Origin of the sequence: Mesorhizobium sp. M1B.F.Ca.ET.045.04.1.1, from assembly GCF_003952465.1 — a bacterium.
GTDB classification, from domain to species: domain Bacteria; phylum Pseudomonadota; class Alphaproteobacteria; order Rhizobiales; family Rhizobiaceae; genus Mesorhizobium; species Mesorhizobium shonense.
This window is the reverse complement of the sequence record NZ_CP034448.1, coordinates 314,759-333,859: the sequence shown is the minus strand read 5'-3', so window position 1 is coordinate 333,859 and position 19,101 is coordinate 314,759. Positions and strand designations below refer to the sequence as shown.

At 64.7% G+C, this 19,101-nt stretch carries 17 protein-coding genes; 8 read left to right on the top strand and 9 right to left on the bottom strand.

Annotation, left to right across the window (positions count from 1 at the left end; genetic code table 11):
• Positions 1 to 28: 28 nt before the first annotated feature.
• A complete protein-coding gene (locus tag EJ071_RS01555) occupies positions 29 to 1,360 on the bottom strand; it encodes an extracellular solute-binding protein (RefSeq protein WP_126096497.1) in 1,332 nt (443 codons plus the stop codon).
• 345 nt (positions 1,361 to 1,705) lie between these two features.
• Positions 1,706 to 2,395 carry a PIG-L deacetylase family protein gene (locus EJ071_RS01550; protein ID WP_126096496.1) on the bottom strand — a complete coding sequence of 230 codons (690 nt, stop codon included), beginning with the start codon at positions 2,393 to 2,395 and terminating at the stop codon, positions 1,706 to 1,708.
• Between the two features lie 23 nt (positions 2,396 to 2,418).
• On the opposite strand from EJ071_RS01550, the gene EJ071_RS01545 reads away from it, so the two are divergent.
• The 5 genes from EJ071_RS01545 (at position 2,419) to nhaA (ending at position 9,999) form a co-directional block, all read left to right on the top strand.
• Entirely contained in the window at positions 2,419 to 3,309 is an 891-nt protein-coding gene (locus tag EJ071_RS01545; RefSeq protein ID WP_126096495.1) for a DMT family transporter, read from the top strand.
• A 48-nt stretch (positions 3,310 to 3,357) separates the two neighbouring features.
• A complete protein-coding gene (gene hrpB, locus EJ071_RS01540; RefSeq protein WP_126096494.1) occupies positions 3,358 to 5,931 on the top strand; it encodes an ATP-dependent helicase HrpB in 2,574 nt (857 codons plus the stop codon).
• 392 nt (positions 5,932 to 6,323) lie between these two features.
• Positions 6,324 to 7,649 carry an ActS/PrrB/RegB family redox-sensitive histidine kinase gene (locus tag EJ071_RS01535; protein WP_126096493.1) on the top strand — a complete coding sequence of 442 codons (1,326 nt, stop codon included), beginning with the start codon at positions 6,324 to 6,326 and terminating at the stop codon, positions 7,647 to 7,649.
• A 210-nt stretch (positions 7,650 to 7,859) separates the two neighbouring features.
• Complete coding sequence (locus EJ071_RS01530) at positions 7,860 to 8,423, top strand: ActR/PrrA/RegA family redox response regulator transcription factor (protein ID WP_126096492.1); 564 nt, start codon at positions 7,860 to 7,862, stop codon at positions 8,421 to 8,423.
• 379 nt (positions 8,424 to 8,802) lie between these two features.
• Positions 8,803 to 9,999, top strand: coding sequence for a Na+/H+ antiporter NhaA (nhaA, locus tag EJ071_RS01520; protein ID WP_126096491.1), 1,197 nt, complete (start codon positions 8,803 to 8,805; stop codon positions 9,997 to 9,999).
• Positions 10,000 to 10,136: 137 nt separating this feature from the next.
• Here the strand turns inward: nhaA and EJ071_RS01515 are convergent, their stop codons facing one another.
• On the bottom strand, positions 10,137 to 10,637 hold the full coding sequence (locus tag EJ071_RS01515; RefSeq protein ID WP_189521396.1) for an MmcB family DNA repair protein: 501 nt from the start codon (positions 10,635 to 10,637) through the stop codon (positions 10,137 to 10,139).
• 394 nt (positions 10,638 to 11,031) lie between these two features.
• On the opposite strand from EJ071_RS01515, the gene EJ071_RS01510 reads away from it, so the two are divergent.
• Positions 11,032 to 11,454 carry a VOC family protein gene (locus EJ071_RS01510; protein WP_126096489.1) on the top strand — a complete coding sequence of 141 codons (423 nt, stop codon included), beginning with the start codon at positions 11,032 to 11,034 and terminating at the stop codon, positions 11,452 to 11,454.
• 52 nt (positions 11,455 to 11,506) lie between these two features.
• Here EJ071_RS01510 and cueR read toward each other — a convergent pair whose 3' ends face one another.
• Entirely contained in the window at positions 11,507 to 11,920 is a 414-nt protein-coding gene (gene cueR, locus EJ071_RS01505) for a Cu(I)-responsive transcriptional regulator (protein WP_126102442.1), read from the bottom strand.
• A gap of 226 nt (positions 11,921 to 12,146) precedes the next feature.
• On the opposite strand from cueR, the gene EJ071_RS01500 reads away from it, so the two are divergent.
• A complete protein-coding gene (locus EJ071_RS01500) occupies positions 12,147 to 12,764 on the top strand; it encodes a L,D-transpeptidase (protein ID WP_126096488.1) in 618 nt (205 codons plus the stop codon).
• 139 nt (positions 12,765 to 12,903) lie between these two features.
• Here the strand turns inward: EJ071_RS01500 and EJ071_RS01495 are convergent, their stop codons facing one another.
• The 5 genes from EJ071_RS01495 to EJ071_RS38315 all read right to left on the bottom strand — a co-directional run bounded on the left by EJ071_RS01495 (position 12,904) and on the right by EJ071_RS38315 (position 18,170).
• Positions 12,904 to 13,473 carry a NifU family protein gene (locus tag EJ071_RS01495; RefSeq protein WP_059189708.1) on the bottom strand — a complete coding sequence of 190 codons (570 nt, stop codon included), beginning with the start codon at positions 13,471 to 13,473 and terminating at the stop codon, positions 12,904 to 12,906.
• Positions 13,474 to 13,620: 147 nt separating this feature from the next.
• Positions 13,621 to 15,942, bottom strand: a complete 2,322-nt coding sequence (locus tag EJ071_RS01490; RefSeq protein WP_126096487.1) for a glycogen debranching N-terminal domain-containing protein — start codon at positions 15,940 to 15,942, stop codon at positions 13,621 to 13,623.
• Between the two features lie 138 nt (positions 15,943 to 16,080).
• A complete protein-coding gene (locus tag EJ071_RS01485; protein WP_126096486.1) occupies positions 16,081 to 16,572 on the bottom strand; it encodes a universal stress protein in 492 nt (163 codons plus the stop codon).
• A 137-nt stretch (positions 16,573 to 16,709) separates the two neighbouring features.
• On the bottom strand, positions 16,710 to 17,777 hold the full coding sequence (trpS, locus tag EJ071_RS01480; protein WP_126096485.1) for a tryptophan--tRNA ligase: 1,068 nt from the start codon (positions 17,775 to 17,777) through the stop codon (positions 16,710 to 16,712).
• A gap of 156 nt (positions 17,778 to 17,933) precedes the next feature.
• Positions 17,934 to 18,170: a hypothetical protein gene (locus EJ071_RS38315; protein ID WP_189521395.1), complete on the bottom strand. Its 237-nt coding sequence runs from the start codon at positions 18,168 to 18,170 to the stop codon at positions 17,934 to 17,936.
• Positions 18,171 to 18,465: 295 nt separating this feature from the next.
• Here EJ071_RS38315 and EJ071_RS01470 point away from each other — a divergent pair, with 295 nt between their 5' ends.
• A complete protein-coding gene (locus EJ071_RS01470; RefSeq protein WP_126096484.1) occupies positions 18,466 to 19,092 on the top strand; it encodes a LysE family transporter in 627 nt (208 codons plus the stop codon).
• Positions 19,093 to 19,101 lie beyond the last annotated feature (9 nt).

The following is a 19,101-nucleotide window of genomic DNA, read 5'->3' as shown; positions in this document are numbered from 1 at the left end:
GACGCTGCGGTCTGGCTCGGGAGGAGCCTCACATCTTGCCGTCGTCCTGGAAGACCTGCGTCCAGTCCTTGACGAGACCGTCGAGCGCGTCCTTGGCCGAGCCCTGGCCGGCGACGACATAATCGTGGAAGCGCTTCTGCGAGGCCTGCAGCAGCGGTGCGTAGCTCGGCTCGGCCCAGAAGTCCTTCACGACGGCCATGGAGTCGAGGAAGGCCTGAGCATAGGGCTGGCTGGACGGGAACTTCGGGTCCTTGACCACGGAATTCAGGCAGGAATAACCGCCGAGCGACCACCATTTGGCCTGCACGTCCTTGTTGGCGAACCACTTGATGTATTTCAGCGCCGATTCCTGCTTGTCGGAATAGGATACCACCGAAATGCCCTGGCCGCCGAGCTGCGCGAACTGGTCGCCGTCGGGACCTTTCGGATTGACGAAGTAGCCTATTTTGTCGCCGCCGACATTCTCGTCCTTCTGCAGGCCGGGCCAGGTGAAGGCGAAGTTCATGTGCATCGCCACCTGTCCTGATTTGAAGGCGTCGACGCCTTCGCCCATGTAGCTGTTGGAGGCGCCGGGCGGCGTGCAGCAATCATAGAGCGCCTTGTAGAATTCCAGCCCCTTCACCGACTTCTCGGAATTGACGAAGCCTTCCATCTCATAGGGCTTCTTCGGATTCTCGTACTGGAAGCCGTAGCTGTAGAGGACGTCCATGGCACCCATGGTGATGCCTTCCGAGCCGCGCTCGGTATAGATCGAGGCGCCGTAGACGGTCTTGCCGTCGATCTGCCGCTTCTGGAAGAATTCGGCGATCTGCTTCAACTGGTCGAAGGTGGTCGGCGGGGCGAGGTCCCAGCCATACTTCTCCTTGAATTCCTTCTTGAGCTCCGGCCGCGAGAACCAGTCCTTGCGATAGGTCCAGCCGACGACGTCGCCCATCGCCGGCAGCGCCCAGTAGTTCGGCGTGTTCTTCGGCCATTCGGAATAGCCGACCACGGTCGCCGGCACGAAATCGTCCATGCTGATCTTCTCCTTGTCGAAGAAGTCGTTCAGCTTGACGTAGTGGCCGTTCTCGGCGGCGCCGCCGATCCACTGGCTGTCGCCGATGATCAGGTCGCAGAGCTTGCCGTGCGAGTTGAGCTCGTTGAGGAAGCGGTCGGCATAGTTGGTCCACGGCACGAATTCGAACTTCATGCCGATGCCGGTTTCCTTGGTAAAATCCTTGGACAGTTCCACGAGCGCGTTGGCCGGATCCCAGGCCGCCCAGCAAAGCGTCAGGTCTTCCGCATGCGCGACTTTCGAGACGGCGGTCGACGCGAGTGCCGCCGAGGCCAGTCCCAACGCCAGTTTCCAGGTCGATTTCATGCCTTACCTCCCATTTGCGAAACGCGTCCGGATGACGGTTTCAAAACCCTCAACCCTCGCTCCTCCCAAGGGCCTGAACATGACGCGCGATGCGTCGCCGATGTTTAGTAATTTGTTTAGTGATGCTCTTTTTACTAAACAATGCAAGCGAATTCGTTGCTGCGCCGCAGCATGGCGAAAGGCGTGCTTGAAATCGTTGGGAAATAACTGCCGGCCGCTCCGGCCGGATAGTCGTCAGCCGGCTTAGAGCAATTCCAGGAAAAGTGTGAAACGGTTTTCCGTCCGGAATTGCGTCAAACCAAAGGGCTAGAGCGTTTCGCCGTTTCCGTGAAACGGCGAAACGCTCTAGCTGGCGCTCTTCGTGCTGACCGTCACCGGCCGGATCGGTGGCGGCGTCGGCAGCAACTCGCGTATGTCGGCGAAGGGGAAGACGGGCTCGAACCGGAAGGCCTCGGCCAGCGCGCCTGGCGCACCGTTGCACTGGCCGGCGCGGAATTCGTTCTGCGTGCGTGCGCCCGCGACGAAACGCTCCGGATCTTGCGAGCGATGCGCACGGATCGCCTGCGCCTTGATGTCCCAATGAGCAGAGATATCGACGTAGTGCGTCGGCGAAAAGCCTGTGCCGCCGAGCGTGTCGGCATGCAGCACCGGCACCGCGAAGGACGCGGCGATGCGCACGCCGTCCGACAGCGCGCGGTGGTCGCCGTGATAATCGTTCGGCGCATGCGTGATCGCGAGATCGGGCTTGACCTCGCCGATCAGCGCCTTCAGCGCGCCGATGAGCGCGGCGTCCGCCACCAGCGCACCGTCGGGGAAGTCGAGGAAACGCGGCGTGACGCCGAGCAGGCCGGCCGCTGTCGTCGCTTCCTCGCGCCGTGCCTTGGCGAGCGCCGCCGGGTCGCCCTTGCCGCCCTTGGCGCCGTCCGTGGCTATCGCAAAAGTCAGCTCTGCGCCTAGCGCGGCATAGGCGGCCATCGTACCGAACATGAAGATCTCGATGTCGTCGGGATGCGCCCCCAGCGCCAGTATCTTCACGTCTATTCTCCCGGAAACGGAACGTGCCGAACGGAATCCTGCTCGCTCTGATCGCTTATGCAAGCTATTCGTGCAGCGATGCCGTCATCAAGAGCCTGGGCGGGCAGTTCACCGTCTTCGAGATCGGCTTCTTCGTAACCTTGTTTGCCGGCTGTTTCCTGTTCTTCACCCGTCCGGCCGATGAGCGCTGGCGCGACTTCTGGCGCACCAAGCGCCCATGGGCGGTGCAGGCGCGCGCCTTGGCCGGCATCGCGTCGGGCGTGCTCAGCGTCTATGCCTTCACCACCATCCCGCTGGCGGAAGTCTACGCGCTGATCTTCCTGGCGCCGCTGCTGGTCACCATCCTCTCGACCGTTATCCTGAAGGAGAGAGTTGGACCCTGGCGATGGCTTGCCGTCGTCGCTGGCTTTGCCGGTGTCATGCTGGTGGTGCGGCCGGGCTTTCGCGAATTGCATCTCGGCCATCTCGCCGCCTTCGCCAATGCCTTCCTCGCGGCAACCAGCGTCATCCTGATGCGTTCGCTGGCCCGGCAGGAAAAGCGCACCACGATCCTCGGCGCGCTGGTCGGCTATGGCCTGCTGTTCAACGGCGTCGGCGCGGCCGCGACGTCGTTCTCGCTCCCCAATCTTGGGCAACTGGTCTGGCTGATGCTGGCCGGCATCTTCACCGCAGGCGGCCAATTGCTGCAGCTGCTTGCCGTCAAATATGCGCCGGCCAACCGGATCGCGCCGACGCATTATTCGCAGATCGTTTGGGCCGTGGTGCTGGGCGCGTTCTTTTTCAACGAATATCCGGACATGCTGACGATGGTTGGCCTGGCCGTCGTCGGCGCTTCCGGACTGCTCACCATGGTGCGCGAGGAGGTGCGGCTTGGCACGGTGCGCTGGAACCCGTTTACGAGGACAAGGCTCTGATTTGCTGAGCGGTTGCGCGCTGACCTTGGCCGCTGATATGCGGACGCGATGAACACAGGACTTCTGCCGGAGCTTCCGGTTTCCGCCGTGCTGCCGGCGCTCGGGCAGGCACTGGCCGCGGGCAACAGCGCCGTGCTGGTGGCGCCGCCCGGCGCCGGCAAGACCACGCTGGTGCCGCTGGTGCTGCTCGACGCGCCATGGCTGGGCGCGGGCCGAATCGTGCTGCTCGAGCCGCGCCGGCTCGCCGCCCGCGCCGCCGCCCGCCGCATGGCAGAGCTGCTCGGCGAGGAGCCCGGCGGCACCGTCGGCTACGCCATGCGCATGGAGAACCGCACCTCGGCGCGGACAAAAATCCTTGTCGTCACCGAAGGCGTGCTCGCGCGCATGATCCTCGACGACCCGGAACTGCCTGGCGTTTCGGCAGTGATCTTCGATGAGTTTCATGAGCGTTCGCTCGACGGCGATTTCGGCCTGGCGCTGGCGCTCGACGTGCAGGGTGCGCTGAGGCCGGAGCTGCGCCTGCTGGTCATGTCAGCGACGCTCGATGGCGCGCGCGTCGCAAAACTTCTGGCCGGAGCCCCGGTGATCGAAAGCGAAGGCCGCGCTTATCCCATCGAGATCCGCTACGACGAGCGGCCGGCGGGCGTGGCCATCGAGGACGCAATGGTCAAGGCAGTCCGTTCCACTCTCGCCATTGAGCAGGGCAGCGTGCTCGCTTTCCTCCCCGGACAGCGCGAGATCGAGCGCACGGCGGAGCGGCTTCTGGGCAATGTCGCGGCCGACACCGATATCGTCCCGCTCTACGGTCAGCTCGACAACAGGGCGCAGGACGCCGCGATCAAGCCGGCCCCAGTCGGCCGCCGCAAGGTGGTGCTGGCGAGCTCGATCGCCGAGACCTCGATCACCATCGACGGCGTGCGTGTCGTCATCGATTCCGGCCTGTCGCGCCTGCCGCGCTACGAGCCGGCAAGCGGCCTGACCCGGCTTGAGACGGTGCGCGTCAGCAAGGCCTCGGCCGACCAGCGCGCCGGCCGCGCCGGGCGAACGCAGCCGGGCGTCGCCATCCGGCTATGGCGCGCCGAGCAGACGGCAGCGCTGCCCGCCTTCACGCCGCCGGAAATCCTCGAGGCCGACCTTTCCGGCCTGCTGCTCGACTGCGCCGCTTTCGGCGTCGCCGAACCGACGAGCCTGTCGTTCCTCGATCCGCCGCCGGCGCCCGCGCTCAACGAGGCGAGGGTGCTGCTCAAGGCGCTGCACGCCCTCGACGATGCCGGCCGGCTGACCGAAGCGGGCGCGGCGATGCGCAAGCTGGCGCTGCCGGTACGGCTCGCGCACATGGTGGCCGAGGCGGCAAAGGCGGGCCAGGCGATCGAAGCGGCGACGCTTGCGGTGCTGCTGACCGAGCGCGGGCTGGGCGGCGACAGCGCCGACCTCGAACGACGGCTGATGCGCTTTGGCGCCGAGAAGTCGCCGCGCGCCAATGCCGCCCGGCAGCTTGCCGAGCGTCTGGCCAAACCCTCCCCCTCGAGGGGAGGGTCGACGATCGCGCTGGGCGACGCTCAGCGCGATCGCCGGGGTGGGGTCGGCGGTAGCGTGCCCGAACCGACCCCACCCCGATCCGCTGCGCGGCTCGACCCTCCCCTCAAGGGGGAGGGTAAAGGCGCCGGCGCTCTCCTCATCCACGCCTGGCCGGATCGTGTCGCGAAAGCCCGCGGCGAGCGCGGGCGCTTCGTGCTCGCCAACGGCTCCGGCGCCATGGTCGACGCCGCCGATCCGCTGGCCGGCGAGACCTGGCTGGTCGTCGCCGACCTGCAAGGCAAGGCGCAAAACGCCCGCATCACCGCCGCTTCGCCCGTCGATGAAGCCGACATCCGATCAGCGCTCGCCGACCGCATCGAGACGCGCCGCGAAACAAGCTTCGACCGCGAGCGGCGCGCCGTGCGCGTGCGCGAGACCGCGCGGCTTGGCGCCATCACGCTTGCGGAGCGCATGCTGCCGGCGCCTTCGGGCGCCGACGCGGATCGAGCCATTCTGGACGCCTTGCGCGAGCACGGCCTGGCGCTGCTCGACTGGGGCAAGGAGGCCGAGACGCTGCGCCAGCGGCTTGGCTGGCTCCATCGCGGCCTCGGCGCCCCCTGGCCGGACGTCTCGGATCAGGCGCTTCTCGACCGGCTGGACGACTGGCTGCTGCCCTTCCTAGCCGGCGATGCTTCTTTGGCGGCGATCAAGCCGGGGGTACTCGCGGCAGCAACGCTGTCGCTGGTTCCGCACGACCTGCAGCGCAAGGTCGACGCGCTGGCGCCGACCCATTTCGATGCGCCGTCGGGCAGCCATGTGCCGATCCGCTATGACGGCGAATGGCCGGTGCTGTCGATCCGCGTGCAGGAATTGTTCGGCCTCGACCGCCATCCGGCGATCGCCAACGGCACGGTGCCGCTGACGCTCGAGCTTATGTCGCCGGCGCATCGCCCGATCCAGACGACGCGCGACCTGCCGGGCTTCTGGCGCGGCTCCTGGGCGGATGTGCGCACCGACATGCGCGGCCGCTATCCAAAACATGTCTGGCCGGAAAACCCGCTGCTTGCCGCCGCCACCAGCCGCGCCAAGCCGCGCGGGACATAGGTTCGTGCCGCTTCGGCAGGCCATTAGCGTTAGTGGGCAATGTGCGTTGGCGATTGGCGCAAACGCCCATCGCTTCGTCATCCACGGGCGGAGCAAGGAGCGAAGCGACGCGCGTAGACCCGAGGATCCATTCCGTGACTTCAACGCGTCGCTACGTTGCAGAATTCTGTTCCGCTGCACTCCAAGGCTAAGGTAACGGAATGGATCCCAGGGTCGCGCGACGGAGCTTCGCTCCTGCTCCGCCCTGGGATGACGAAGTTGGGACGCACCAATCTCGAATGTTGACGATAGTCGAAATGGACGTTGAATCCTTGCTGCCAAACAGACCTCCAATCCGTCGGCCCCCGGAGCGATACCTAGCGCTCTCCGTCCTGCGGCTGTAATCCTTTGTCATGATCAACATTCTGCGCGCGCCCGATACCCAGCAGAGCCAGCGGCTGCGGCTCAACACGCTGATCCGCCTGCGCTGGCTGGCCATCGTCGGCCAGAGCATCGCGGTGCTCGTCGTCGCCTATGGGCTGAAATTCCCGCTGCCGGTCTCGATGTGCTTCGCGCTCATCGCCTGCTCGGCCTGGATGAACCTCTGGCTCACCTTCCGCTATCCCGCCGCGCACCGGCTGACCCCGCTCTCGGCCTTCGTCATCCTTACCTTCGACAGCCTGCAGCTCGCCGGCCTGCTCTATATGACCGGCGGGCTGACCAATCCGTTCTCGGTGCTGCTCTCCGTCCCGGTCGTCATCTCCGCCGCGTCGCTGCCGCTGCGCCTCACCGCGGTGCTCGGTGCGCTGGTCATCGCGGCGGCAACGCTGCTTGTGTTCTTCCATCTGCCGCTGCCCTGGTACGAGGGCGCGCCGCTGCCGATGCCGTTCATCTATGTCGCCGGCATGTGGATGGCGGTGTTTGCCTCGATCGCCTTTACCGCCATCTATGCCTTCCGCGTCGCGGCCGAGGCGCGCCTGCTCGCCAACGCGCTCGCCGCCACCGAGCTGGTGCTGCAGCGCGAGCAGCATCTTTCTGCGCTGGACGGGCTCGCGGCGGCCGCCGCGCATGAGCTCGGCACGCCTTTGGCCACCATCACCGTCGTCGCCAAGGAGATGGAAAAGGCGCTCGGCGAAGATGCGAAATTCGGCGAGGACGTAAAACTGCTGCGCTCGCAGAGTGAGCGTTGCCGCGAGATCTTGAAGCGGCTGACCAGCCTGTCCACCGAAGGCGAGGCGCATCTTTCACGGCTGCCTCTGACCTCGCTGGTCGAGGAGGTGACGGCGCCGCACCGCGATTTCGGCATCTCGATCCGGCTGCGTCCCGGCGAGCGCATCGGCCCGGAGCCGGTCGGGCAGCGCAGTCCCGGCGTCATCTACGGGCTCGGCAATCTGGTCGAGAACGCCGTCGACTTTGCCAGGAAGACCGTCACCGTCAGTTGGAACTGGAATAGCGAGGAGGTCTCCTTCTCCATCATCGACGACGGACCGGGCTTTCCGCCGGAGATCATCGACCGCATCGGCGAGCCGTATATGTCGACACGCCAGGGGACCGAGGCCGGCGGCGGCCTCGGTCTCGGGCTTTTCATCGCCAAGACCTTGCTGGAGCGCTCCGGCGCGACGCTCGATTTCCGCAATTCGAGCGGGATCGGCGAGGGCGCGGTGGTGCAGATCACTTGGCCGCGCGGCGTCTTCCTCAACCCCGAGCAGCTGTCCGGAACCATGTTCGACAATGCCTGAGCCTTGCGTTTGCTGCATGGCAGCTCTGTTGCCGGCTGTAAAAATTGGACATTGCTGTTGCACAATTGTATCTGCGTAAAAGTAAGGCATGTCGCCCAAAACCGTGCAGCGGTTCTGGGATAACGACATGCCGGGAAACAAGAACTTGAAGCGCGTTCGCTACAATCTGTTTCGGCGCGGCGCGCTTTAAGTCGGTAGGATGCTGACGAAATGAGCGCGGACGAAACCACTGGCGCAATGGTTGAAGGCGAGGACACCTCGCTGCTGATCGTCGATGACGACAAGCCGTTCCTCACCCGGCTGGCGCGGGCCATGGAAACCAGGGGCTTCGCGGTCGAGACGGCGGAGAGCGTGGAAGAGGCAGTCGCCAAGGCGCGCGCCCATCCGCCGGCCTATGCGGTTGTCGACATGCGGCTGGGCGACGGTAACGGCCTCGACGTTGTCGCCGCCATCCGCGAGAAGCGCGACGATGCCCGCACCATCATCCTGACCGGCTACGGCAACATCGCCACCGCGGTGACGGCGGTGAAGCTCGGCGCCGTCGACTACCTGTCGAAGCCGGCCGATGCCGACGACGTCTTCGCCGCGCTCACCCGCACCGCGGGCGAGCGCGCGGCGCCGCCTGAAAATCCGATGTCGGCCGACCGCGTGCGCTGGGAGCACATCCAGCGCGTCTACGAAATGTGCGACCGCAACGTTTCCGAGACCGCGCGCCGCCTCAACATGCATCGCCGCACCTTGCAGCGGATACTCGCAAAGCGTGCGCCTCGGTGAGATCGCTGGACGCAGGGCAAAAAGCACTTCAACGGCCGGTTCCGATCTATGGTGAGATCGCCAATCGCCAAGGTCGGCGCCGCCCCTCATCGCCCTGCCGGGCACTTCTCCCCGTATAGTGACGGGGAGAAGGGGGTGGCCGCAACCTCGGCACCCCTTCCTACGACGCCGGCGATTGGCGAAGCCGGCGATGAGAGCGTCCCTCTCCCCGTCACTATACGGGGAGAGGATGCCGGCAGGCAGGTGAGGGGCGGCGCCGGCGCTTGTAAAGGAAGACGCGGCGAAATTCGACCTGCACGCGATTACCGTCCGATGCTTGCCCGACTTTCCAAGTTTGAGCATCATCGCGCCGGCGGACTGGCGCCATGAGGGAGTCGACATGAAGGACCAGATGCAGCGGCCGAAATCGATTCTTCGCGAATTCCTCGATGGCGAGGCGGCCGGCGGCATCATCCTGATGGCGGCGGCGGCGCTGGCCTTGATCGTCGCCAACTCGCCGCTCGCCGGAACCTATTTCGCGATCCTCCACGCCTATCTCGGACCGCTCAGCGTCTCGCACTGGATCAATGACGGGCTGATGGCGGTGTTCTTCCTGCTGGTCGGCCTGGAGATCAAGCGCGAGATGCTGGACGGCCAGCTTTCAACCTGGCCGCGCCGAGTGCTGCCGGGCATAGCCGCCGCCGGCGGCATGGTGGTTCCGGCGCTGGTCTATGTCTTGATCAACCGCGACAATCAGCCAGCCCTTTCTGGCTGGGCGATCCCGACCGCCACCGACATCGCCTTTGCGCTCGGTGTGCTCTCGCTTCTCGGCAGCCGCGTGCCGGCCTCGCTGAAAGTGTTCCTCACCGCTTTGGCCATCATCGACGATCTCGGCGCCGTCATCATCATCGCGTTGTTCTATACCAGCGGCCTGTCGCTCGCCTTTCTGGCGGCGGCCTTCGCGGCCATCGCCACGTTGATCGTGCTCAACCGCATGCGGGTGATGACCCTGTTGCCCTATCTCGTGATTGGCGCGGTGCTGTGGGTGCTGGTGCTGAAATCGGGCGTGCACGCCACGCTCGCCGGCGTGGCTCTGGCGCTCACCATTCCGCTCGAGCGCTCGCCCGGCATCGGCCACGATCAGGAGCATTCGCCGCTGCACCGGCTGGAGCACGGCCTGCACAAGCTCGTGCCTTTCATCGTCATCCCGATCTTCGGCTTCGCCAATGCCGGGGTTTCGCTCGGCGGCCTGAGCCTCGCCGCGCTGGTCGAGCCGCTGACATTGGGTGTTGCGGCGGGCCTCGTGCTCGGCAAGCTGGTCGGCGTGTTCGGCTCCTCGGCCATCGCCATCCGGCTCGGCCTCGCCGACTTGCCGGTCAATGCCGGCTGGCCGCATATGCTCGGCATCTCGCTTCTGTGCGGCATCGGCTTCACGATGAGCCTGTTCATCGGCCTGCTCGCCTTCGCCAATGACGCAGCACTTCAGGACGCGGTGAAGGTCGGCATCCTCGCCGGCTCGCTGGTTGCCGCGCTGGTTGGCACGGCTGTGCTGCTGGTCGCGCCGGCGGCGGGCGGGACGGAAGAGGACGTGGAGTAGGCTTGTTTCGCCCCTCATCCGGCCGCTTCGCGGCCACCTTCTCCCCGAGGGGAGAAGAGATTGGCGCCGGCGCTAACCGTCTCCTCTCCCCTCGGGGAGAGGTCGCCCGAGCGAAGCGGAGGGCGGGTGAGGGGGCGCTACTCGCTCTCGCCGTCCAGCGCCGGCACCGCGACACCGGCAAGCTCCGCCGCCAAGAGCCGCGCCGCGCCCGCCCGCGCGATCCTCAGCATCAGCGCCTTGCGCGTCGCAGCCTGCATGCGGTGCTCCGGCGCCTCGCGCAGGATCTCGGCGCCATAGCCGTCGGAGAGGATGAAGCCGCACTCCTGCGGAAAAATCTCCTGCGGCACGCCGGGATGCGTGGCGAAAAAGAATCGGTCGGAATGCAGCCGGTAGTCCGGCCATTTGCGGTCGACGCGAAAATCCTCGATCGAGGATTTGATCTCGATGATCCAGATGTCGCCCTGCCGGGTCAGCGCGACGAGATCGGCGCGGCGGCCTGTGGCGAGCGACAGCTCAGGCAGCACATGCGCGCCCATTTCAGTGAGCAGCCGCTGTACGCCGCGCCGCACCAGCATGGCGCGCTCGGACTGGCGGCCGTCGATCAGAGGGTTGATGGGAATCGGGGAAATGAGTGGCATGGCAGCCACCATGCCAGATTTTGTTCACGGTTTGAACCGCTATTAAAGAACGGCGATTATCTGGTGACAAACCACGAGAGCGATAATCCTCGACAGATCGGCGCAAACAAATTAGGATAATAATCCTATTACTTGGATCACGCGAACGGGACCAATGGCGCCGCTAACGACCCGTTTTTGTTGCCGCTTTCCGGCGGTGCACCAGTTCCTTCATTTGCTCGTTGGTGAGCTTGGGCGCATGGGCGATCCTGTTGATGGCTCTTTCGAAAGCGTCGTCGGACCCATCCGCCCCTAGTTCTCTGGCGGCCCCTGCATCTAGGGCCGTTCCGCTTTTTCATCGGGAACCATCTGCTATCGCGCCCGTTGCTGCGGTGGTTCGGTTCGAGGACGTTTGATGAGAGCGCGTATCGATGTAATCACCTTGGCAGTAGCCGACTTCGAGCGCGCACTCGCCTTCTACCGGGCGCTTGGCCTGCAGTCTGCTGGTGTGACCGCAACTGAGTTCACCGGCGATGATACGCATCCCGCAGGCGCAATCGTCATGTTCCACCTCGACGGCGGTCAGATCCTTGCGCTTTACCCGCGTAGTGAGCTCGCTAAAGACGCGGGCACCGCACCCGGGCCAGCGCGAAGCGGGGAGTTCAGCCTCGGCCATATCGTTGAGACCCGGCAGGAAGTGGACGAGCTGCTCGCCAAAGCCGAAGCGGCTGGAGCACTCGTCACTGAACTGCACGACAGACCCTGGGGCATCTACTCCGGTTACTTTCGTGACCCGGACGGACATCTGTGGGAAATCATCCATAACCCAAACACGTAGCAGGCGAACAGCGCCGCTCTGGCACGAGTTTGCTTGAGGGCTAGTCGCCGGTCTACGCCTGCAACGCCTTCTCATCCTCCACCACCCCCGCCATGTCATCCAAAATCGGACAGTCCGGCCTGTCATCTCCATGGCAGGCGTGGATCAGTTTCTGCAGCGTCGCGCGCATCGATTGCAGCTCGCGCACTTTTTCCTCGATTGCCCTGACATGGGCGCTGGCGATTTCGCGCACGTCGTGGCTGGCGCGGTCGCGGTCCTGATAGAGCGCCATCAGCTGCCTGCAATCGTCGATTGAAAAGCCGAGGTTGCGGGCGCGGCGCAGAAAGGCCAGCCGGTGGACGTCGTCGCGCGAGTAATCGCGGTAGCCGTTGTCGGCCCGCGCCGGTCGGATCAAGCCGATCTCCTCATAGTAGCGGATGGTCTTGGCCGGCAGGCCGGAACGTTCGGCGGCATCACCGACATTCATGGCGCTCTCCTTGGTCTCCGGCAGCTCTTCCAGCCGCCCCATTGATTTTGCTTCACAATCCTGTGAGTCCTGTTGCCGAAATGCCGCAGTTCGGCACTTACCGGCAGGGAAGGTCTTGCATATAGGCAGTGCGCGCTTGGCAAGCAAAAGAAATGCCAGCATGAATGATGGCGACAAAGCGGCCGACTCGTGCCGCTGATATTTAGGCGGGGCGTCGGACCTATTCATGCGCTTGAAGTCTTTTGCAATCGTCGCTGCTCTTGCGCTCTCGACCGCGGTCAGCGGCTGCAGCACCATCGGCGGGCAATTGTTCACCAACAACTATGGCGCGATGACCGATGCCGGCTATCAGCTGCCGCGCATCCCGATCGAAAAGGTCCCCGCCAGGTACCACCGGCAGGAAGTGCGGTACGATACTTCGGAGAAGCCGGGCACCATCATCGTCGATACTCAGAACAAGTTCCTCTACTTCGTCGAGGGCGACGGCATGGCGATGCGCTACGGCATCGGCGTCGGCCGCGAGGGTTTCGAATGGCACGGCTCCGCCCATATCGCGCTGAAGCGCGAATGGCCGACCTGGACGCCGCCGGCGCCGATGATCAAGCGCCAGCCTGAGCTTGCCAAATTCGCCGGCGGCATGGAGCCGGGCCTGAAGAACCCGCTCGGCGCGCGCGCCATGTATCTGTTCAACAAGGGCGGCGACATGGGCTACCGCCTGCATGGCAGCCCGGAATGGTTCTCGATCGGCAAGGCGATGTCGTCGGGCTGCATCCGGCTGATGAACCAGGACATCATCGATCTCTACGACCGCACATCGGTCGGCGCCAAGGTCATCGTGATGTGATCACGATGACCGCGGACAAAAGCATTCGTGCGCGGACCGTCTAGGCAACAACAAGACGTCCACAGACAGAAAACCGGGCTGTTGGGGCCCGGTTTTTTGTTTTTGGCGATTGGTATCGCAGCAGACGCTGCGAAAATGATCAGGCGACCTGTTCGACCTGCTGCACCTCGGGGACGAAGTGCCTCAAGAGGTTCTGGATGCCGTGCTTCAGCGTCGCCGTCGACGACGGGCAACCGGCGCAGGCGCCCTTCATGTGCAGGAAGACGGTGCCGTTCTCGAAGCCGCGGAAGGTGATGTCGCCGCCATCCTGCGCGACCGCCGGGCGCACCCTGGTGTCGAGCAGCTCCTTGATGGTCAGCACCAGCTCCTCGTCGGCCTTGTCGTAGAACTCGCCGGTCTGGCCGGCCTCGCTCGAAGGAGCCGCCGACGCCATGACAGGGGCGCCCGACATGAAATGCTCCATGATGGCGCCGAGGATCGCCGGCTTCAAATGCTGCCAGTCGGGACCGTCCTTGGTCACGGTGATGAAGTCGTAGCCGAAGAAGACGCCTGTGACGCCGGGGATCTCGAACAGTCGGCCGGCCAGCGGCGAAGCCTCAGCTGCCGTTTCGGCGTCGCGGAAATCGGCGGTGCCTTGCACGAGCACTTCTTTGCCGGGCAGGAACTTCAACGTCGCCGGGTTCGGCGTCGATTCGGTCTGGATGAACATGGGGTATCTCCAGGCCCTTCCCGGGCCGATAGTTTGGAATAATTCTAAATAGGCTCTATCGGCTGGACATTCAAGCGAAACGCGTCGCCCGAACCGCTGGCTGGCGGAATGTTTTTGCCCCGGCGAAGCGCTCCAGCCATGGCGGGCCTATCCTCCGACTTCCACGCTGAGTTGTCCACTCGTCTTCTGAATGTTCACCTCGGCCCCGTCGGCCGTCCGCCTGAATTCGAGATCGGCACTTGCCTCGCCGACCCGCAGCCCGCGAAGCGCGATGCGGTTGACGAAATCGGGCAGCCGCGGCCGCACGATCCGAAGCTTGCCTGCGAGGGCGTCAGGTTCCAGCCCGAGGCAGGTGGTCACCATGAATGGCACCGCGCCCGCCGCCCACGCTTGCGGGTGGCAGGCCACGGGATAGTGCACCGGCACCTGAAAATCCTTGCGCTGAAAGCCCGCCATCGCCTCGGGCAGCCTATGATGCCGGAAGTGCATGGCCGCCTCGGCGATAGCGGTGAAGATCTGCAGCGCCGCGTCGTCCTCGCCATAGCGTCGGCAGCCGGCCGCCAGCAGCGCGTTGTCGTGCGGCCAGACGGTTCCGAGGTGGTATCCCACGGGATTGTAGCGACGCTCCGCGCTCGAGAGCGTGCGCACGCCCCAGCCGTTGAACATGTCGTCCTGCATCAGCCGCAGCACCGTTCGGCGGCCCTTGCCATGGTCCGCGATGCCGGTCCACAACGCATGGCCCGGATTCGAGGAAACGACCGCGACCTGGCGGCCTCGCGCTTCGAGCGCCAGCGCAAAGGCGCCCAGGTCCTCGCACCAGAAGTCGTGGTTGAACCGTGTTCGAAGCCGTTCGGCCTCGCCGCGAAGCTTTTTGGCGCGATCACGGTCGCCAGTGCGTTCGTAAAGGTCGGCGACGGCATGTTTGGCGGCAAAGACATAGCCCTGCGCCTCGACAAGCGCGATCGGCGGCCTGGCGATGCTGCCGTCGGTCCTGACGATCGCGTCGGCCGAATCCTTCCATCCCTGGTTGACGAGGCCGCTCTCCGATATGGTCCGATATTTGAGATAGCCTTCGCCGTGATTGTCTCCGGCCTTGGCGATCCAGCCCAAAGCCCGTTCCACCGGCTCCTGCAGTTCGCGGAACAGTCCCAGATCGCCTGTCCACGCAACATAGCGGCCGAGAAGCAGCAGGAAGAGCGGGGTCGCGTCCACCGTGCAGTAGAACCTGGCATGCGGGACATTGCCTGCGCGAGCGAGCTCGCCGACGCGCAGCTCATGCAGGATCTTGCCCGGCTGCTCCTCACGCCATCGATCCGTTCGACGTCCCTGATAGCTGGCAAGAAGGCGCAGCGTCTGGGCTGCGATCTCCGGCTGAAAGGCGAGCATCTCGTGCGCGACGACCAGGCTGTCTCGCCCGAAAAGGGCGACGAACCACGGCACGCCGGCCGCGAAATACTCCCTGTTGCCAAAATCCGATCTGAGCACCGCGAGGTCGCGCAGCGAGCGGTCCATGATGCTGTTGAGCAGCAGGCTGTCGCTGTCGAATTTCGTATGTTGCTCCAGCCATTCTTCGGTGTCCGCCTGAACCTTTCCGGCAAAACCGTCGAGAGCAAACGTCGGGTGTTGGTTCAACTGCTCGGCTTCTGGCCGTTCTGGCAGTTCCTTCAGTTCTATGGTGATTGCGATGGTGCGCTTTTCGCCCGACGGCACATCGAACCGGAACTCGGCCGTCGTCTTGTGCATGGCGTCGGGTGCCGGCGAGAAGACGATTGTTGCCGTTCTGCGAACGCGATCGGCGCCATGATAGACAAAATGCAGCCTGCCGTCGCGCCAGACGGGCCGCTCGGACCTGCCGAGATATTTCGGCACCAGCCCGCGCACATTGAAAATGTCCTCGAAACCGGCGCCGAAGTGCAGGGCTAGCGGAAAGCCATGCGATTCGTTGCCGAAATTCTGGATGGTCAGAACCTCCCGCACGCATGTTCGCCCCGCATCGAGAATGCGTTCCCAGCGGATGCCGAGCTCGTCCTTGGGGATCAGTCGACCTCCATCGCAATGGAGGTCGGGATTGGCCAATTCGAAAAGCGCGGCGTAACCCTTTTGCGCTGTCGAGGCCAGCACGATCGGGGGCAAGCCGCCCAATGTCATCTCGTAGCCGCCGAGGAAGCGGCAGTCGTGGAAATAGAGCCCGAAGCCGTGCCCGCCTTTCAAGGGGATCTGCGCGTCGGAAGCGACGACATAGTAGAGATCGAGATTCTTCACGGTAACCGCGCCGGCAATGCTGTCCACCATCGCCGGATGGCCCTTGGCGAGCACGCGGCGCTTGCGCTCCTGCTGCGCATGAGGCGTCTGCCGGGCTCTTTCCTGGGATCGCGCTGCCTGCGAGCGGGGCTGCACCGATGGTCCGGCCGCCTCGCTTTGATGTGTCGACTTTTTGCTTCGGCTTGCCCCGCGCTTCGGTTTGGCCATCGGCCCTCCATTGGAATATCGCCTGCTTGACGATTCCAAAATGGCGCGCTGCAAAGCCAGGCCAAGGGGCCGCGATATGGATGCGGCCGCACCAATATGTGTTATGGAAGTGAGTGCTTGCCTCGGAACCGCCGCCGATCAGGCCAGGCTCTCGATTTCCTCGTCGGAGAGGTTCTGCGGCACCACGGTGACCGGGATGGGGAAGGCCGCGCCCCGGCCGGCCACGGCGCTCACCAGAGGTCCCGGACCTTCCTTGCCGGCGCCGGCCGCCAGCACCAGGATGGCGATGTCCTGGTCTTCCTCGATCAGCTTGTGGATCTCTTCGGTCGGCTTGCCTTCGCGCACCACCAGCTCGGGCTCGATGCCGACTTTCTGGCGCACCTTGTTGGCGTAGCTATCGAGCGCCGCGCGCGCGGTTGCATTCGCTTCCTCGCGCATGATCTTCTCGACCCCCAGCCAATGCTGGAAATCGTCCGGCTCGATCACATAGAGCAGCACCAGCACGCCGCTGGTGCTCTGCGCCCGCTTCGAGGCGTAGGCGACGGCGCGCTCGCATTCGGGCGTGTCGTCGATGATCGCCAGGAACTTGCGGCGATGGCCGGCTTCGCGGCTGAGGCGTTTGGAGACCATGTCTATCTGCTCTGTATCAATTCGGCCGCAATCTGCCACCGCCACGGACCGGCGGCAAGCCGCCGGCCGGCACGGTGATGCCCCGGACCGGCGCAAGCCGGCCGGCGCGGTGATGAAAGTCGGCGAGGCAGGAGCGATCAGTCCTGCAGCAGGCCGATGATGTCGCGCACCGTCTTCATCGTGCCCTCGGCGATCGCGCGGGCGCGGTCGCCGCCATCCTTGAGCACGGCATCGACATAGGCCCGGTCGCCCTCGATGCGGCGCATCTCGGAAGCGATGGGCGCGAGCTTTTCCACCGCAAGGTCGGCGAGCGCCGGCTTGAACACGGAAAACTGCTGGCCGCCATATTCCTTCAGCACATCGGCCTTCGAGATTTCGGCCAGCCCTGCATAGATGCCGACCAGGTTTTCCGCTTCCGGCCGGCTTTCCAGCCCGTCGAGCTCGCTCGGCAAGGCTTCCGGGTCGGTCTTGGCCTTGCGGATCTTCTTCGAGATGGTGTCGGCATCGTCCGTCAGGTTGATGCGCGACAGATCCGACGGGTCCGACTTCGACATCTTCTTCGAGCCGTCGCGCAAGCTCATGATGCGCGCCGCCGGGCCGCCGATCACCGGCTCGGTGATCGGGAAATAGCCGTTCACCGTCTCCTCGCCTATCTTCATCTCGACGCCGACGCCGAGCGCCGCGATGCGCTCGGAGAAGTCGTTGTTGAATTTTTGCGCGATGTCGCGGGTCAGTTCCAGATGCTGCTTCTGGTCCTCGCCCACCGGCACATGGGTGGCGCGGTAGAGCAGGATGTCGGCCGCCATCAGGCTCGGATAGGCGAGCAGGCCGAGCGAGGCGTTCTCGCGGTCCTTGCCGGCTTTGTCCTTGAACTGCGTCATGCGGTACATCCAGCCGATGCGCGCCACGCAGTTGAAGATCCAGGCAAGCTCCGCATGCTGGATAACCCGCGACTGGTTGAAGACGATATGCTTCTTGGGATCGATGCCGGAGGCGAGGAACGCCGCGGTGATCGAGCGGGTCTGGTCGCCGAGATCCTGATAGACGAGCTGCGCCGTCAGCGAATGCAGGTCGACGACGCAGTAGATGCAGTCGGACTGTTCCTGGAGGGCGACGAATTTCTTGATGGCGCCGAGATAGTTGCCGAGGTGCAGATTGCCGGTCGGCTGGACGCCCGAAAAGACGAGTGGCTTGAAGGCGGACATGAGTTCCCCAGGGCTTGTGGAGGGCCATTTCGCGCGCGGCGAAAGTCTTGCGACGGCGCGCTTATGGACGAAGGTGCATGCGGGATCAAGAGGCGGTTGCAATCGAGACGGAGCAACTGCTTCAGGTGCGGCCCGATGCTGTTTGGGTAGCGCGCTTTAGTCTGCAACGGCGGCGCTGCCCCTCATTGTCCTGCCGGACATTTCTCCCCGTATAGTGACGGGGAGAAAGACGCCATCATCACCGGTTTCGCCAATCGCCAGCGTTGCAGGAATGGCGCCAGCATTGCGGCCGTCTTCCTTCTCCCCGTCACTGTACGGGGAGAAGGTGCCGGCAGGCGGATGAGGGGCGGCGCCGACATCGAGAAGTATGATATGATGCAACACATTCTGCATACGAGCTCATGGGAAATGGATGCCCGTCACCGGCAACATCAATGTCGAGAATACTCCGGAGCGTCGACCGGACCGCGAGACGCCGCTTTAGACAGCGGCGCGGCTTCGGGCCGAATTCGGGATCGAACTTGGCAAAAGGGCACGTGAGCCGTTGCCGGGTCCGATCTACGATGAATTGTCTGGCGAGGACTGATATTTCAGGATCAAGAGGCCAGCCGCGCGAGTGCCGATTGGCCCCTAGCCAGCCTGGATCTGTCTGGCCTAGCATGGCGGTCTCGTTTCTGGGATACTCATCATGCTTTCACATCTGCTCGCCGTCGCGTCCGTCTGGCTGGTCGCGGCGGTTTCGCCCGGGCCGAACTTCCTGATGACGGCGCGGATCGCGGTGGCGCGCTCGCGCGGTGCCGGCCTCGCCGCCGTCTGCGGCATCGGTATCGCCACCGTCATCTGGGGCGTCTGCGGGCTTGCCGGCATCAAGGCCCTGTTTCTTGCGGCGCCCTGGGCTTATGCAACGTTGAAGCTCGCCGGCGCCGGCTACCTGATCTATTCGGGCATAAGGCTGATCGGCATTGCCGAGAAGCGCAGCGCGGCCGACGGCGAATTGGCTATCGATAGCAAGGGATTCTCGACCGGGCGCGCCTTCTGGATCGGTCTTGCGACCAGCCTTGCCAATCCGCGTTCGGCGCTTTCAGTGGCCAGCATCTTCGCCGTCGCCCTGCCGGCGCAGCCCTCGCTGGCGCTGGGTGTCGCGTCTGTCGCGCTCATGGTGGCGATCTCGGTCGGCTGGTATGCCTGCGTGGTCTGGCTGTTCGCGGCCGAAGCCGTCTCGAACGGCTACCGGCGGCTGCGCCGCACCATCGACCGCATAGCCGGCGGCCTGCTCATTCTGTTCGGCGCAAGGCTGGCGCTGGAGCGCGGGTGAGGGCCGGCC